Source organism: Mesorhizobium sp. M4A.F.Ca.ET.090.04.2.1 (genome assembly GCF_003999085.1).
GTDB lineage: Bacteria > Pseudomonadota > Alphaproteobacteria > Rhizobiales > Rhizobiaceae > Mesorhizobium.
In genome coordinates, this window is the sequence record NZ_RZOT01000001.1 from 52,029 (window position 1) to 64,721 (window position 12,693).

The following is a 12,693-nucleotide window of genomic DNA, read 5'->3' on the forward strand; positions in this document are numbered from 1 at the left end:
CCATGAACAGCGCTGTTGAAATCCGCAAAGACGACCGTTTCGAAGTCGATCACCGGCCCGATCCATTCATCCAGATGATCGAGCGCGTCGTGCTCGATCCGCAGGCATCCGTCGAGAAGCTCGAACGGATGCTCCAGCTTCGCAACGAAGAGGTTGAGAACAACCGTCGGCGCGCCCGTGAGGATGCCGAGTTCGTTGCCAAGCGCGCCTATTTCGCGGCCATGTCGAAGTGCCAGACCGAACTCCCGGTCGTCACCAAGAACCGCAAGAACGATCACACCAAGTCGACCTACGCCGACCTCGCGGCGATCGAGGAACAGGCCATGCCGATCATCCACAAGCATGGCTTTGCGGTCTCGTTTCAGCCGGACGGCTACAACGAACTCGGCGAACTGCGCATCCTTTGGGAGATTTCGCACGAGGAAGGTCACGTCAGGAACGGTGACGCTGGAATCCCCGTCGATGGCGCCGGATCGCAAGGCAAGGTCAACAAGACCGGCACCCAGGCTTTCGGCAGCACCGCCACCTACGGCCGGCGCTACCTGCTTTGCATGCTGTTCAACATCTCGACCGGTGACGATCGCGACGGCAACGCGATCGGCAAGGGCGCGCCGATCAGCGAAGACCAGTTGCGCCAACTTTGGGCGATTATGGATGAGGTCGGAGCTTCGGCCGACAAGTTCTGCGAGGTCTACGACATCCAGGCGGTGCCTGATCTTCCGGCGAGCATGTTTGATGACGCGGTGCAAAACCTCCGTGCCTACGGCAAGCGGCAGGCTGGCGGAGGGCGTGGCTGATGGGCATGGAAATCTTCGACTGCGTCCAAGGCACGCCGGAATGGTTCGAGTGCAGGCGCGGACTGCCGACTGCCTCACAGTTCTCGACCGTCATTTCGGAAGGCCGATCCGACGGCACCATGGCGAACACGCTGATCGATGCGCTGGTCAAGTCGGGGTGCTCGGCTGCTCAACTGGCCGCTGCCGTGAAAGCTGCAAAGAGCAAGAACGCCAATCCAGCCGCCACCCGGTCGAAATACATGCGCGAGCTGGCCGGCGAGATCCTGACGGGCGAACTGAGCGAGAGCTATTCGAACGCTCATATGGAGCGAGGCAGCGATCAGGAAGATGACGCGCGCCGCCTCTATGCCTTCCACACCGATACCGAACCAAAGCTCGTCGGCTTCGTGCGCAATGGCAACGCCGGATGCAGCCCGGATTCGATCATCGGAAACAACGGCGGCCTGGAGATCAAGTCGGCCCTCGCGCATATCCAGATCGATCGCCTGTTCCGGAACGAACTGCCTTCCGAGCACAAGGCCCAGGTGCATGGCAATATCTGGCTTTGCGAGCGGGAATGGTGGGACTTCATGTCCTACTGCCCCAAGCTTCCGCCGCTCATCAAGCGCGTCTATCGCGATGAGGTCTATATCGCCTCCATCGCTACAGCAGTCAGGATCTTCAATGAAGAACTGGCGGCGCTTGTCGATCGCGTCCGCGCCTATGAGCCCGAGCCGGAAAACAGCGCCATGCGGATGGCCGGCTGATCATGGCTCGCGTCGCCTTCCTCCCTGACCATGGCGCAAAGGTCGAAGGACCGCCCAGCGACTGGAAGCGGCCGGAGATCCCGAAGAAAATCCTCGCAGAGCTGCTCATCCGGCAGAACGGCAAGGATCCTCGCACCGGCATGCGCCTGGAGCCGCTCACCCGCGGTATCGAGATCGACCACGACCCGCCGCTGAAACTGCGGGCGTGGGACCCGGTGAAGCGGGATACGATCCCGCCGGCCAATTCGATCGAGCACCTGGTGGTGAGGGACAAGCCGGCCCACCGGGAGAAGACTGTGGGCGGGCCCGTCACCTCGTACGGCTCGGACATCCACGCCATCGCCAAGACCAAGCGCCTCGAGGAGCGCCGCGACGGCGAGACCAAGCCGAAGCGCAAATGGCCGACGCGGAAACTTCCGAGCCGCAAGGATGCGAGGAAGGTGCCGTGGTGACCAAGGGGGAGATCATGACCGATAGCTTTTTCACGACGCGCAACCTGGCCGATGCCCAATTCGATGGAACGTCGCATCTCATCGTGATGCAGTTTCTCGACGCGTCGGCTCGCAGGCTGGCGACGCTGGAGGGACCGCTTGAGGCGGCCAAGCGCCTCCAGCGCCTCGCCGATATCTGTTCCGGCGCCTACGTGCTGCCGATTGAGCATTGGGGGAAGGCGGAGGTGCCGAAAGCCGCCGAGCCAGAGCCGCGCCCAAGCTGGTTCCTCAAGCTCAAGCGCTACCTGACCGACAACACCGTGTTCGCGTTCTGGCTGGGCTTCCTGTTCGGCTGTTTCATCACCTTTGGGAGGCAATGACGTGGGTGAGATCACCGCAATCTCTTGGTGCGACATGACGCACAATCATTGGATCGGATGTTCCAAGGTCTCGATCGCGTGCGACGGCTGCTACGCCGAGGCGATGATGGACAAGCGTTATCATCGCGTCGAGTGGGGCGGCCCTGGTAAAGGCGCCGGCACGCGTGTCCTCACATCAGAGGCGAACCGGCGCAAGCCTTTGGCATGGAACCGCAAAGCCGCCGAGGCCGGAACGCGACCATTCGTGTTCTGCTCCAGCCTGGCCGATGTCTTCGACAACCAAGTGCCTACGGCATGGCGCACCGACCTTTTCGAACTGATCCGAGCAACGCCGAACCTGATCTGGCTGCTGCTCACAAAACGCCCGCAGAACATCGTCCGGATGTATGGCGCGGCCTTCGACATGCCGTGGCCGCGCAACGCCGCGATCGGCACGACGGTCGAGGATCAGGAACGGGCAATCAACCTGTTTCATCTGGCATGCGCCGCGCGCGACCTTGAGCGCCCGGCCTTCACCTTCGCCAGCTTCGAGCCGCTGCTTGGGCCGGTCGACCCGACACGGATCGTCATCCATGAAGGGCCGGCCAAGTTCGTCGACTGGCCGGAAGTCACCACGGGCATCGTTACCTTCAATTCGCTACTCGGCGCGCCATCGATCAAGTTGCCGCCGCTTGGCTGGGCGATCACGGGCGGTGAGACAGACCAAGGCGAGCATCGCGCGCGCCCGACGCACCCGCTGTGGTTCCGGCAGCTTCGCGACCAGTGCACGGCCGCCGGCGTCGCCTTTCATCACAAACAGAACGGCGAGTGGGCACCGGGCAGAGACGCGCCCGACCTATGGCGGTTCGATGAAGCTACGATCCTCCCTGATGGCCGCGTGAGGGAGTGGCAGGAAGACTATCCGCAAGCGCGCCTAGTCCATCCCGACATGGTCGCCATGCGCAAGATCGGCAAGCGCCGCTCTGGCCGCCTGCTCGACGGCATTGAACACAACGCACGACCGGAGGTGGCGGCATGACTATGCGCGCGAAGATCGACGTCAACATCCACGACACGACCATCGGCATCTGGCAGGACAATGCCCGGGACGAAACTTTCCTCTCCGATGTGTTCGCGCCACTGGTTCGCGGCATGCGAGACCGAGGCTGGCACGTCGGCGCCGATCCGCGCATGAAAGATCATTTCCGGGCGCTGAACTCGACGCACCGCCTCGCCTCGCAAGGCAACATGCGGGCCTCGGTCGAGATCAACGGCCGCGCGATCGAGATCAAATTCTGGGCCGAGACCTGGCCGATGGATAACCAACACGGCCGCCGCTACGATTTCCGCAAGCTCGCCCGCATGGAGTATCTCGACCGGCTGCGCTTCCATCTCGAAGCGCGCCGCATCGTGGCCTGGCTCGAAACCATCGCGCCGGTAACGGTGAAGCAAGACGAACCGGCCGGCATCACGGCAATGGAGCGGATTGAGCGCCGCTACGCCGAATCCTGGCACACCGACAAGAAACTCGGCCGACCTGTCAGCGAGTACGCCTACAACCACACCTCGCGCGACGGCCAGACGATCGAGCATGGCGCGACGGTCTGGTTCGTCGGCTATGACAAGCGCATCGGGCGCGGCACCGCCTATTACAACATCAACAGCATGTGGTGGGTGGTGGCCGACAAGTACACCCTGCTCAACCTCGCGTGCCATGAGATATTCTGCTCGGCGCCGGCGGACCTGCGCGTCAAGCGCAACGAGCGCAAGCGCCGGGAGAGGCTGGAGCGTGAGCTTGCCGCCGCCACCAGGCGCATGGACTTCAAGCGCGCCGAGCTGCTGCGCCGCATCATCTTCGGCGCCGAGACGGTCTACCTGATCTGGGCGAGGGACAAGGACGCGTACTATCGCCCGCAATATTGCGGCTACACGACCGACACGATTTCAGCCGGCCGCTACACGCGCGCCGAGGCGGAGGCCGAGGTGCGCCGCGTTCCGCACGAGTTGATGGCGGTCACGCCAGACGGCAAGCGCATCAACGCTGCAGACTTCGACCTGGTGGCGGCATGAAGGTCATCGACTTTTCCCGCCGCTGCGCCGGCCTCTCGTCCATCGCGGCGAAGTGGGCGCACGACACTTTGTCCACGCTTCCGGCCGACGTCGATCAGGAGGAGCACCCCGACACCGTCCGCAGGTTCATCGCCGAAATGCGGGAGCGTCTCAATTATATCGAGGAGAAACTGAATGGCTGACCAAGTAACGCATCCCCCGCGCATTTCGGACCTGCAGGCGAGCATCGCCCGCGCGCAGACGCAGGCGAAGATGGACGTTCTGGAGAGGACCAACGAGGTTCTCACGCGCCAGCTCGCCGCGATCTTCGACGGAATCGGCCGCAATGAGCAGGTGGAGCTGATCTATCCGAACGGCGAGGTGGTTCTGATCACCAAGGCGCGCAAGCGCGGGGAGAAGGAAGGCGGCGAGTGATGGCGGAGAACGCGCTGCGCGGCAAATGCGAGTGCGGCTTCGTCTTCGTGGTCGCTCACCTCCCGATGCCGCTCAACAAGGCGGCGATCCTGGCAAAGAGCGCACGTTGCCCGAAATGCGCCTCGAGCAAGATCTTCGTGGCCGGCGATGCTGATGATGTGTCACCACCGCCGCGCGCCGACGGCGGCGCCGACATCGTCATGAAGCACCAGAACATCGCAGGCACGTGATGGAAAATGCTTTTGACGCGTCAAAAGTAAAAATGGACCCGGACGAAGCGCTGATGAAGCTGCACGACCTGCTCGCTCAGCGCAGCGCCGGCAGCTTCGGCAACCTCGATCAGGCGGAGCGTCGGAAGTATTTCGCCGAGGCGAGCCGAAAAAGCCGCGCCAAGGTCAAGGGCGCCGGAGCGAGCGGCGCGCCAGCGCCGACGACGGCCGTCATCCGCGAAGCCCTCGCCGATGCGGCGCTGATGATCCTCGCCACCGACGCGCCTGGCGCTGAGCATGTGCGGAGCGTGCTGGGCAAGGTGTTCGAGAAGCGGCCGGGCGTTCCGTTGCAGGTCGAGACGAAGGCGAAGGGCGGCAAGATGAGACCGAAACTGATCGCGAGGAGCGAGTGATGGCAGAGAAGGCATTTCCAATCGGTGCTGTGCTGTCGGTGGTGACCGGCCGGCTGGTCTCCGAAAATCACATGACGGGCATCTATGAGGTGCTGAACTACATGACCGGCGAGAACGTGTTTACGCACCAGATACCGCGCATAAGTCGTGAAGCGGAGCCAGTCATTCTCGCGCTTCATCCGGAACTGAGGAAGGCTCTCCCGGAGGCCGAGCAGGTCAACGGCGACAACTGGCGCGAATGGCTCGCGACATGGAAAGCGCGCTATGGTGAGGAGATCACCGTGCCGCTGATGACGATCGCGCAGCACGAGCGCATCGATCCTCTCTCCGAACTCGCCGAGCGGGTTCATCCCGACAAGATCGTGGTCGTCGCGCCGAAAGCGCCGCGCCATGACTGAGCCTGATGCCTATCTGGTCGAGGGACCGGACTGGAAGCGCGTGTTCTTCAATCGCGTGGCCGCTGATCGGCTTGCCATCGATACTGGGCGCGTTGTTGAGCCGCTGTATCGGAAGGTTCTGGAGGAACGCCTTTGCGAGCTCTGCGGCCGGCATATCATGGCCCGGCCTGAGACCGCGACAGGTTGGCGCGCGCAGTGCGGGAACCGCCTCACTCGCTTGGAGGAATGCGGCACCGCACCGGTGTGCAAAGATAAGGGACCAGCGAATATTTCCCGTTGACTTCGTTGTAACCAATATGGTTACACTGTCACCATAACAGTTTCACCAGAGCGGCCGCCAATGTCATCTCTCCCTGCAATCGTCGTCGCCGGACAAGGCCGCTGCGGCACCTCGCTGATGATGCAGATGCTCTATGCCGGCGGCGTGCAGTGCTTCGGCGATTGGCCCGCCTTCGAATCGAGCGCTAGCATGTTCGGGAGCTTCGACCCGAAGGCCTTCGCCGAACTCAGAGGCAGGGCGATCAAGCTCATCACCCCGGCCGAGCTGCCGATCGGTCCCATGCCGAAGCATGTCGTCATCTGGCTCGATCGGGACTCGCACGAGCAGGCAAGATCGCAATTGAAGATGGTCGCCGATCTGCCCGGTGTCACCTCGAACCGGCATTGCGTCCGCACCATGGTCGCCGGCATCAGGAGAGAAAGATCGCCGAACATGGCTGCGGTCGGCGCCAATGGAAAATGCCCGACGCTCGTCCTGACCTTCGAGCGGCTGTTGACGAGAACATCCGTGGCGATGAGCGCCCTTGAGGCCTTCCTCGGCCTCCACGGCTATGACCACCTCAATTTTCAGGCGATGCGCAGGCAGATCAGGCCGCGCTCGCCTTATTGCTACCCCGGCATGATGGAGGTCGATCTCCTGTCAGAGCCGCCACCAGGTCGACCGGCGATGTGATCCGCCGCGACAATCCCTCAACCACGGAGCAAAGCAATGGAAACAAACACACGCTTCATCGAACTGACGGCTAGCATCGTCTCGGCCTATGTCAGCAACAACCCGGTGCCAGCGGCGAGCCTGCCGGACCTGATCGCCAGCGTGAACGCATCGGTGCAGGGTCTCGCGGGGCCGGCGAAGGCACCGGAGGTCGAGCTGGTGCCGGCGGTCAACCCGAAGAAGTCCATCTTCCCCGATCACATCATCTGCCTGGAAGACGGCAAGAAGTTCGCATCCATGAAGCGGCACATCGCCGGGCTCGGAATGACGCCGGACCAGTATCGCGCGAAATGGAACTTGCCTGCTGATTACCCCATGGTGGCGCCGAACTATTCCGAGAAGCGATCGCAACTCGCGAAGGCTTCGGGGCTCGGTCGCAAGATGCCGCCGCCTGCCCGCGCCACGAACGGCGCGCGCCGCGCTTTCCAGTAGGCGCGCGCACCAATGGCCACCGTCGACGTCATCCCCAAAATCCGCTGCGACAACTGCGGCTTCATGGTTGAGAAGCATCGTGAGCGCGGCGGCTCGGAGTTCAACAAGCCGAGCATGTGGGGCAGCATCCACGCCAACGGTGGCCGGAGCACCGATTCCTACGGCGGCAAAGAGCGGCTCGACTTCGCCGACCTTTGCCAGCCATGCGCCTGCGCCGCGCTCGACGCGGCAGCAGCCGCCTTGAAGCAACGGCGAGGCGAATGATGTTGCTCGGTGATTCATGGGCCGGCTACGACGCCTGGAAAACGGAACCGCCCGATTGGGTGATGCCCTATCACACCCGGCGCTGCGCCGACGAAACCCGCTGGCGCATGCATAGAGACCCTCGCCGCCATCCGTTCTTCGACTGCGACGAGTCCGAATACGAATACCTCTGTGAGGAATGGGACCAGCTGGCGCGCATCGATGCGCACGAGCGCGGGCCGGAGGATGAAGACTTCGAGGAGATGCCGGCATGAGCGCGCGCGATTGGCACGTCGGCATGAAGGTGGTCTGCGTCGACCCGACATGGGGGACGGCTACAGGACATCCGTTGCAGAGGCAGTACTGCCCGAACCTGCCGGAAAAGAACGCCGTTTACACCATTCGCACGATCGAATCCGATGTCGTCGTCAGAGGGCATGAACCGGAAATCCTGATCCGGCTGGTGGAAATCGCTAACCCAACCATCAACGGCGGCGAGGCCAGGTTCTTCGCAAGCAAATTCCGCCCTGCCCAGCCGCGCAAGGCTGATATCTCCATCTTCACCGCCATGCTCACCGACGCGACGGTGCCAGCATGAGCGCGCTCCGAGCCTTTGCCGTCACCGAGAATGACGAGAACACCGGCGCCATCTATTTCGCCGAGCACGACATCGTGGCGAAGCGCTGGGGCGCGAACGAGTTCGCCGACGGCGAGCTGAGCTATGTCTCCTGCCGGCGCGTTCCGTGGGCTGACGCCTATGCTGGAAAGCCGATTCCCGCATCGGTGATGATCGCCTATGGCTGGCACTTCGAGTGCTGCGGCTGCGGCATGCGCCTCGATGAGGACGAATTGCGGGAGCGGCATCTTCCGGTCGAGGGCGTGCTCGGCACCCAGCATAGCATGGTGTTCTGTTGCGCGCGATGCCGGCGCAAGGATTTCAGCCGCAAGCGTCGTAGGAAGGCGGAGGAACAACGCGCCATTGACTGTTTCAAGAGCATCGTGCGCAAACGCTTCCCGGAAGTCGAGTTCTGCGACAATCCCGAGATTGATCATTGGCGGCACCACGCTCGCGCGGACTATCGCCACGGCGAAAAGGGATGGCTCTGGGAGAGTGTATGTGTCGCATTCACCTTCCCTGGTATGCAGATCGCGCCAGCGACATTCCGTACCCCCGAGAGACCATGGATGGGCTACGGCGAAGGCAATCGCTTCATCGGCCCGCTCAAGCCTTATTACACATGCTGCAACGGCGACCGTGAGGCGTTCGAAGCCTATGCGGCAGCGACGAAGGTGCGGCCATGATCGAGCGCCTCGACGACAAGGTCGAGCTCTGCTGCGACGAATGCGGCGATAGCGCCGGGCGCGTCTTCGACCGCGATGACTTCGACGTGATGATCCAGCACGCCAAGGACGAGGGCTGGCGCATTTTCAAGGTCGGCCGCGATTGGAAGCACAATTGCGCCGATTGCAGGGATGATCGATGAGGATGGCAAGCATGAGCGCGATCGAGTTCGCAAAGGAAATGTGCCGCGCCGGCTTCGATGGCTCCGACCTTTCGGGTGCGGACATTCTGCAAGCCGCCGAGCGCCACGGGCTCGTGAAGGCGGTAGCATATGACCCGGAGAAGCACCCGAACGTCACGGGCTCCGAATATCTCGATCCGGGTGACCGGATTTACATCTTCACGGAAGCGCTTGCCGCCGAACTGGACGCGCCGATCGGGGCACAAGGCTGGATCGTAGGACGCGGGGACGAGAAGCGCTGGCGCTGCTGGACTGCTCTCGGGCCAGAGTGGACCGAGGATCGCGAGAAGGCGACGCGATACGCTCGCCGCGAAGACGCCGAAGCGGTGCATTCCGGCGACGAAGATGCTTGGGCTGTTGTGCTCTACGACGACGCCGCGACATATCCATGGCGCTGCTTCCATTGCGATGAGGTCTTCGCCGACGAGCGTTGCGCGTGCGACCACTTCGGTGCCGACGAGACGCGCGAGCCGGCCTGCCAGATCAAGATGGGTGCCGAGCGCAGCATGCTCACGGCGCTTCGTCGCGCTGAGGCCGACGCCGCCGACGCCTGGTTCAAGATCCACAACGAGGCGACCGACTCGGCAAAGGCATTCTATGCCCAAGCGGCTCGGCACCAGGAGCAGCTGAAGGCGGCTGAGGAACTCGGCTATGAGCGCGGCCTTCGCGATGCTCGGGAGAACGCCGATGGCTGAGCTGAAACCCTGCCCCTTCTGCGGCGGCCCGGTGAAACTTGAGCAGCCGCTTGATAGCTTGCCGTTTTCCAGTCGTGGTTGGGGCGTCGTCTGCCGCAACACCATCAACTTGGGTGGAACCTGCGCGATCGAGCAAATCCCATCGCGGACGAAAGAGGCGGCAATCGAGCGGTGGAACAGGCGCGCATGAGCTACCATTGTTTCAGCGACACGAAGACCGTTGCACGCAAACCCCATCGCTGCGTCTGGTGCAGCCGTCTCATCTTGAGCGGCTCGACCTATCGCCGCGAACACTCCGTTTATGACGGCCACCACCAGAATTTCGCGTGGCATGAGGCGTGCCGCAAAGACGCCGACGACTGGTTTTCCGAGTCAGGGAGCGAGGAGTTTGCGACCGACAACGAAATGCCGTGGCTTGAACTCTATCGGCTCGAAGTCGCCGATCTCGGCAAGTCACCATGAACGACCAGCCGCCCGAGCTCCTGACCGTGGCGCAAACCCCAGACTATTGGTCGGCGCGTTTTCGCGACAAAGGGTTGCGCATGTCTGCCAGGTCGTTGCGCGAAAAGGCGATCGCGTCCGGGCTCTGCTACCATGTCGACAAGCAGGTTCTCATCTCGCCGCGGCAGATCGACGAGTTGTTCTTGTGGAGTAAAACGCCATGCCGCTCACGATCTACAAGCGCGGCCGGTTCTGGTGGCTCACCGGAACGGTCCCTACCCGGGAAGGCGAGCAGCGCGTACACGAGAGCACTGGCCAAGCTGTCGAAAGGGAAGCGGACAAGGTCCGCCTAAACCGTGAACTCCGCGCGCAGCAAGAGATTGACCTTGACCCGAAGGACCGCTTCACCTTCGCCCAAGCGGTCGACGCCTATCTCGACGCCGGCAAGAGCGACAATTTCATACGCAAGCTGCTCGAGCATTTCGCTGAAACGAGGATCTCGGACATGACCGGCTCGGAGGTGCGCGCCGCCGCGAAGGCGCTTTATCCGACGGCGGCCTACACGACATGGAACCGCCAGGTGATCATCCCGACGCGAGCTGTGATCAACCTCAGCGCCAACGATGGCAAATGCCGGCCAGTGCTGATCAAGGGATTTTCGAAGAACGAGCGCGACATCAAGCGCCCCGACACGCCGCCGAAGCGCGCCGTCGATCGCTCCTATATCGATACATTTCGAGAGCACAGCGACGACCCGCGCCTCAGTGCCTTGATGCTGTTCCTATTCCAGACCGGCGCCCGCATCTCGGACGCGCTCAAGCTCGAAGACGATTCCGCCGACGTCGACCTCATCGGGCGAAAAGTCATCTTCCGCGACATGAAGAACGGCGAGGATGGCGAAGCGGATCTCACCATTGAGATGGTGTACGAACTGCAGCAGCTACGAGAGTGGAAGCGGGAACGGCTGACCTCCTGGGAGGTGCGCATCCCATGGGGAAAAAATCGGCGAGCTGGTCCGCGTCACAGCGGGCGCGGGGCGAAGAAGCCGAACAATCGGCTGTTCGGCTATATCCAGCGCACCTCAGTCTACAAGGACATCAAGCGCATCTGCGAAAAGGCCGAGCTGCCCTATCTCGGCACGCATCAGCCAGGCCGCCACAGCTTCGCCACCGAGATGATCGTGCGCCACGGCGTCGATGTCGCCACCACGGCCGCCAAGGGCCGTTGGAAGACGAAGAAGCTCCTCCTCGAAAACTACACCCACGGAGAGAAGGGCAAGGGCGTCATCGACAAGGTGTTCGGGAAGAAGAAGCCGCGCAAATCGGCGAATGGTGATACTACTTCGCCTCGAAAACGAAGGAGGGAGGGATGAACGACCAACAGACGGCACTGCGGGTCAAGGCTCTGGAGTGGAATGCGGGCGGCTTCGCCCACACGCCGCTCGGGATCTTCTACCGCGTGACGGACGAAGGATCATTCTGGAAGCTTGGCGCCTACCAGAACAACTCCGAGACCTATTCGGCGCACCCGACTGAGCAGAGCGCGAAAGATTATGCCTATGCCGACTTCGAACGCCGCGTGCGGTCGGTCCTGGTTTGATGGCGAAAAGCGCCGCTGAAATATTGAGCCCACAGCAACTGGCGACCCTCCGAGAAGCCGGGTTCGTGGTGATCCATCGCGAGCCGACGGAGGCCATGGCGAAGGCGTTCTATGCCGGTCAATGGCCGGAATCGGTGTCCTTCGAGGAAGGTTAGGATGGCGCGGCTTTTCATCGATACCGAGTTCAACGGATTCGGCGGCCAGTTGATGTCGATGGCGCTCGTGTCGGACGACGGCCGGGAGTGGTATCAGGTGCTGCCCGAGCCGAGCGTCTTCGACAAGTGGGTGTTCGAGAACGTCTTCCCGATCTTGAACAAGGCACCCATGTCGCGGCGCGAGTTCCAGCTTTCCCTGAAAATCTTCCTGGAGCAGTTCGACAAGCCGACCATCTATGCCGACTGGTACACGGACCTAGCACATTTCTTCAACGCGATGGCTGGCGACAATCACGGAACCAGCTTCAGCCTGCCATGTTCGGCGGTGCTCTTGAAGGACGTTCCCGACCTCCAGCCCGAGTTGCCGCACAACGCCCTTTCTGATGCTCGCGCGTTGAGGGACTGGTATGTCGACGCGAGCCGCTGCCCGCACTGCGCCGGAACCGGATGGGTCGATGATGAGAATTGGTCTTGGGACTATCCCGACCTGCCGCAGGAGCGCTTACCTGGAAACGGGAAAATTCGGTGCATGGGCTGCGACGCGTGACAAACGAACCAGATTGGCACCGAGACCTTACACCAGTCGAAAACGACCGATCCGGTAACACAATGATTTTGCAGGTGATTTTGGCATGGTGCCAGTTTGGTTACTCCCTTACCAAGGGAGTGCTCTACCACTGAGCTACCGCAGCGACGCGGGCCTCAATAGCCGTGAACGCCTTGAATTGCAAGGCGTTCCGATCTGACGGGGCAGAATGTTCCAGCGTCACGCTTTGC

26 protein-coding genes are annotated in these 12,693 nt (G+C 62.3%); all 26 read left to right on the forward strand.

Going from position 1 to position 12,693, the window contains the following annotated elements:
- Positions 1-2 precede the first annotated feature (2 nt).
- The 26 genes from EN781_RS00365 to EN781_RS00485 all read left to right on the forward strand — a co-directional run bounded on the left by EN781_RS00365 (position 3) and on the right by EN781_RS00485 (position 12,463).
- The gene (locus EN781_RS00365) at positions 3-797 is read left to right on the forward strand and encodes an ERF family protein (RefSeq protein WP_127399622.1); all 795 of its coding nucleotides are present in this window, start codon (positions 3-5) and stop codon (positions 795-797) included.
- Positions 797-1,543, forward strand: a complete 747-nt coding sequence (locus EN781_RS00370; RefSeq protein WP_245492515.1) for a lambda exonuclease family protein — start codon at positions 797-799, stop codon at positions 1,541-1,543. The genes EN781_RS00365 and EN781_RS00370 overlap by 1 nt, the downstream gene beginning before the upstream one ends.
- A 2-nt stretch (positions 1,544-1,545) precedes the next feature.
- Positions 1,546-1,995 carry a hypothetical protein gene (locus EN781_RS00375; protein ID WP_127399623.1) on the forward strand — a complete coding sequence of 150 codons (450 nt, stop codon included), beginning with the start codon at positions 1,546-1,548 and terminating at the stop codon, positions 1,993-1,995.
- Complete coding sequence (locus EN781_RS00380) at positions 1,992-2,354, forward strand: hypothetical protein (protein ID WP_127399624.1); 363 nt, start codon at positions 1,992-1,994, stop codon at positions 2,352-2,354. Before EN781_RS00375 ends, EN781_RS00380 begins: the two co-directional genes overlap by 4 nt.
- 1 nt (position 2,355) lies before the next feature.
- On the forward strand, positions 2,356-3,372 hold the full coding sequence (locus EN781_RS00385; RefSeq protein WP_127399625.1) for a DUF5131 family protein: 1,017 nt from the start codon (positions 2,356-2,358) through the stop codon (positions 3,370-3,372).
- Positions 3,369-4,403, forward strand: a complete 1,035-nt coding sequence (locus EN781_RS00390; protein ID WP_245492516.1) for a hypothetical protein — start codon at positions 3,369-3,371, stop codon at positions 4,401-4,403. The genes EN781_RS00385 and EN781_RS00390 overlap by 4 nt, the downstream gene beginning before the upstream one ends.
- Complete coding sequence (locus tag EN781_RS00395) at positions 4,400-4,585, forward strand: hypothetical protein (protein ID WP_127399626.1); 186 nt, start codon at positions 4,400-4,402, stop codon at positions 4,583-4,585. Before EN781_RS00390 ends, EN781_RS00395 begins: the two co-directional genes overlap by 4 nt.
- Positions 4,578-4,817, forward strand: a complete 240-nt coding sequence (locus EN781_RS00400; RefSeq protein WP_127399627.1) for a hypothetical protein — start codon at positions 4,578-4,580, stop codon at positions 4,815-4,817. The genes EN781_RS00395 and EN781_RS00400 overlap by 8 nt, the downstream gene beginning before the upstream one ends.
- Positions 4,817-5,047, forward strand: a complete 231-nt coding sequence (locus EN781_RS00405) for a hypothetical protein (RefSeq protein WP_127399628.1) — start codon at positions 4,817-4,819, stop codon at positions 5,045-5,047. The genes EN781_RS00400 and EN781_RS00405 overlap by 1 nt, the downstream gene beginning before the upstream one ends.
- A gap of 32 nt (positions 5,048-5,079) precedes the next feature.
- Positions 5,080-5,439, forward strand: a complete 360-nt coding sequence (locus EN781_RS00410) for a hypothetical protein (RefSeq protein ID WP_127399629.1) — start codon at positions 5,080-5,082, stop codon at positions 5,437-5,439.
- Positions 5,439-5,837, forward strand: coding sequence for a hypothetical protein (locus tag EN781_RS00415; RefSeq protein ID WP_127399630.1), 399 nt, complete (start codon positions 5,439-5,441; stop codon positions 5,835-5,837). The genes EN781_RS00410 and EN781_RS00415 overlap by 1 nt, the downstream gene beginning before the upstream one ends.
- Entirely contained in the window at positions 5,830-6,117 is a 288-nt protein-coding gene (locus tag EN781_RS00420; RefSeq protein ID WP_127399631.1) for a hypothetical protein, read from the forward strand. Before EN781_RS00415 ends, EN781_RS00420 begins: the two co-directional genes overlap by 8 nt.
- Before the next feature lie 60 nt (positions 6,118-6,177).
- Complete coding sequence (locus EN781_RS00425) at positions 6,178-6,789, forward strand: hypothetical protein (RefSeq protein WP_127399632.1); 612 nt, start codon at positions 6,178-6,180, stop codon at positions 6,787-6,789.
- A 36-nt stretch (positions 6,790-6,825) separates the two neighbouring features.
- On the forward strand, positions 6,826-7,260 hold the full coding sequence (locus tag EN781_RS00430) for a MucR family transcriptional regulator (RefSeq protein ID WP_127399633.1): 435 nt from the start codon (positions 6,826-6,828) through the stop codon (positions 7,258-7,260).
- Between the two features lie 12 nt (positions 7,261-7,272).
- Positions 7,273-7,524, forward strand: coding sequence for a hypothetical protein (locus EN781_RS00435; protein WP_127399634.1), 252 nt, complete (start codon positions 7,273-7,275; stop codon positions 7,522-7,524).
- Positions 7,464-7,778, forward strand: a complete 315-nt coding sequence (locus EN781_RS00440; RefSeq protein ID WP_210213449.1) for a hypothetical protein — start codon at positions 7,464-7,466, stop codon at positions 7,776-7,778. Before EN781_RS00435 ends, EN781_RS00440 begins: the two co-directional genes overlap by 61 nt.
- A complete protein-coding gene (locus EN781_RS00445) occupies positions 7,775-8,101 on the forward strand; it encodes a hypothetical protein (protein ID WP_127399636.1) in 327 nt (108 codons plus the stop codon). Before EN781_RS00440 ends, EN781_RS00445 begins: the two co-directional genes overlap by 4 nt.
- Entirely contained in the window at positions 8,098-8,805 is a 708-nt protein-coding gene (locus EN781_RS00450) for a hypothetical protein (protein WP_127399637.1), read from the forward strand. Before EN781_RS00445 ends, EN781_RS00450 begins: the two co-directional genes overlap by 4 nt.
- Entirely contained in the window at positions 8,802-8,987 is a 186-nt protein-coding gene (locus tag EN781_RS00455; RefSeq protein ID WP_127399638.1) for a hypothetical protein, read from the forward strand. Before EN781_RS00450 ends, EN781_RS00455 begins: the two co-directional genes overlap by 4 nt.
- Before the next feature lie 11 nt (positions 8,988-8,998).
- Positions 8,999-9,721 carry a hypothetical protein gene (locus EN781_RS00460; RefSeq protein WP_127399639.1) on the forward strand — a complete coding sequence of 241 codons (723 nt, stop codon included), beginning with the start codon at positions 8,999-9,001 and terminating at the stop codon, positions 9,719-9,721.
- Entirely contained in the window at positions 9,714-9,911 is a 198-nt protein-coding gene (locus EN781_RS00465) for a Lar family restriction alleviation protein (RefSeq protein WP_189347221.1), read from the forward strand. Before EN781_RS00460 ends, EN781_RS00465 begins: the two co-directional genes overlap by 8 nt.
- Positions 9,893-10,183, forward strand: a complete 291-nt coding sequence (locus tag EN781_RS00470) for a hypothetical protein (protein ID WP_127399641.1) — start codon at positions 9,893-9,895, stop codon at positions 10,181-10,183. Before EN781_RS00465 ends, EN781_RS00470 begins: the two co-directional genes overlap by 19 nt.
- Positions 10,184-10,382: 199 nt before the next feature.
- Positions 10,383-11,534, forward strand: a complete 1,152-nt coding sequence (locus EN781_RS00475) for a tyrosine-type recombinase/integrase (RefSeq protein ID WP_127399642.1) — start codon at positions 10,383-10,385, stop codon at positions 11,532-11,534.
- On the forward strand, positions 11,531-11,761 hold the full coding sequence (locus tag EN781_RS00480; RefSeq protein WP_127399643.1) for a hypothetical protein: 231 nt from the start codon (positions 11,531-11,533) through the stop codon (positions 11,759-11,761). The genes EN781_RS00475 and EN781_RS00480 overlap by 4 nt, the downstream gene beginning before the upstream one ends.
- A complete protein-coding gene (locus EN781_RS34060; RefSeq protein ID WP_189347223.1) occupies positions 11,761-11,916 on the forward strand; it encodes a hypothetical protein in 156 nt (51 codons plus the stop codon). Before EN781_RS00480 ends, EN781_RS34060 begins: the two co-directional genes overlap by 1 nt.
- Position 11,917: 1 nt before the next feature.
- Positions 11,918-12,463 (forward strand): hypothetical protein, encoded by a 546-nt coding sequence (locus tag EN781_RS00485; protein WP_127399644.1) that lies wholly within the window; start codon positions 11,918-11,920, stop codon positions 12,461-12,463.
- Positions 12,464-12,693 lie beyond the last annotated feature (230 nt).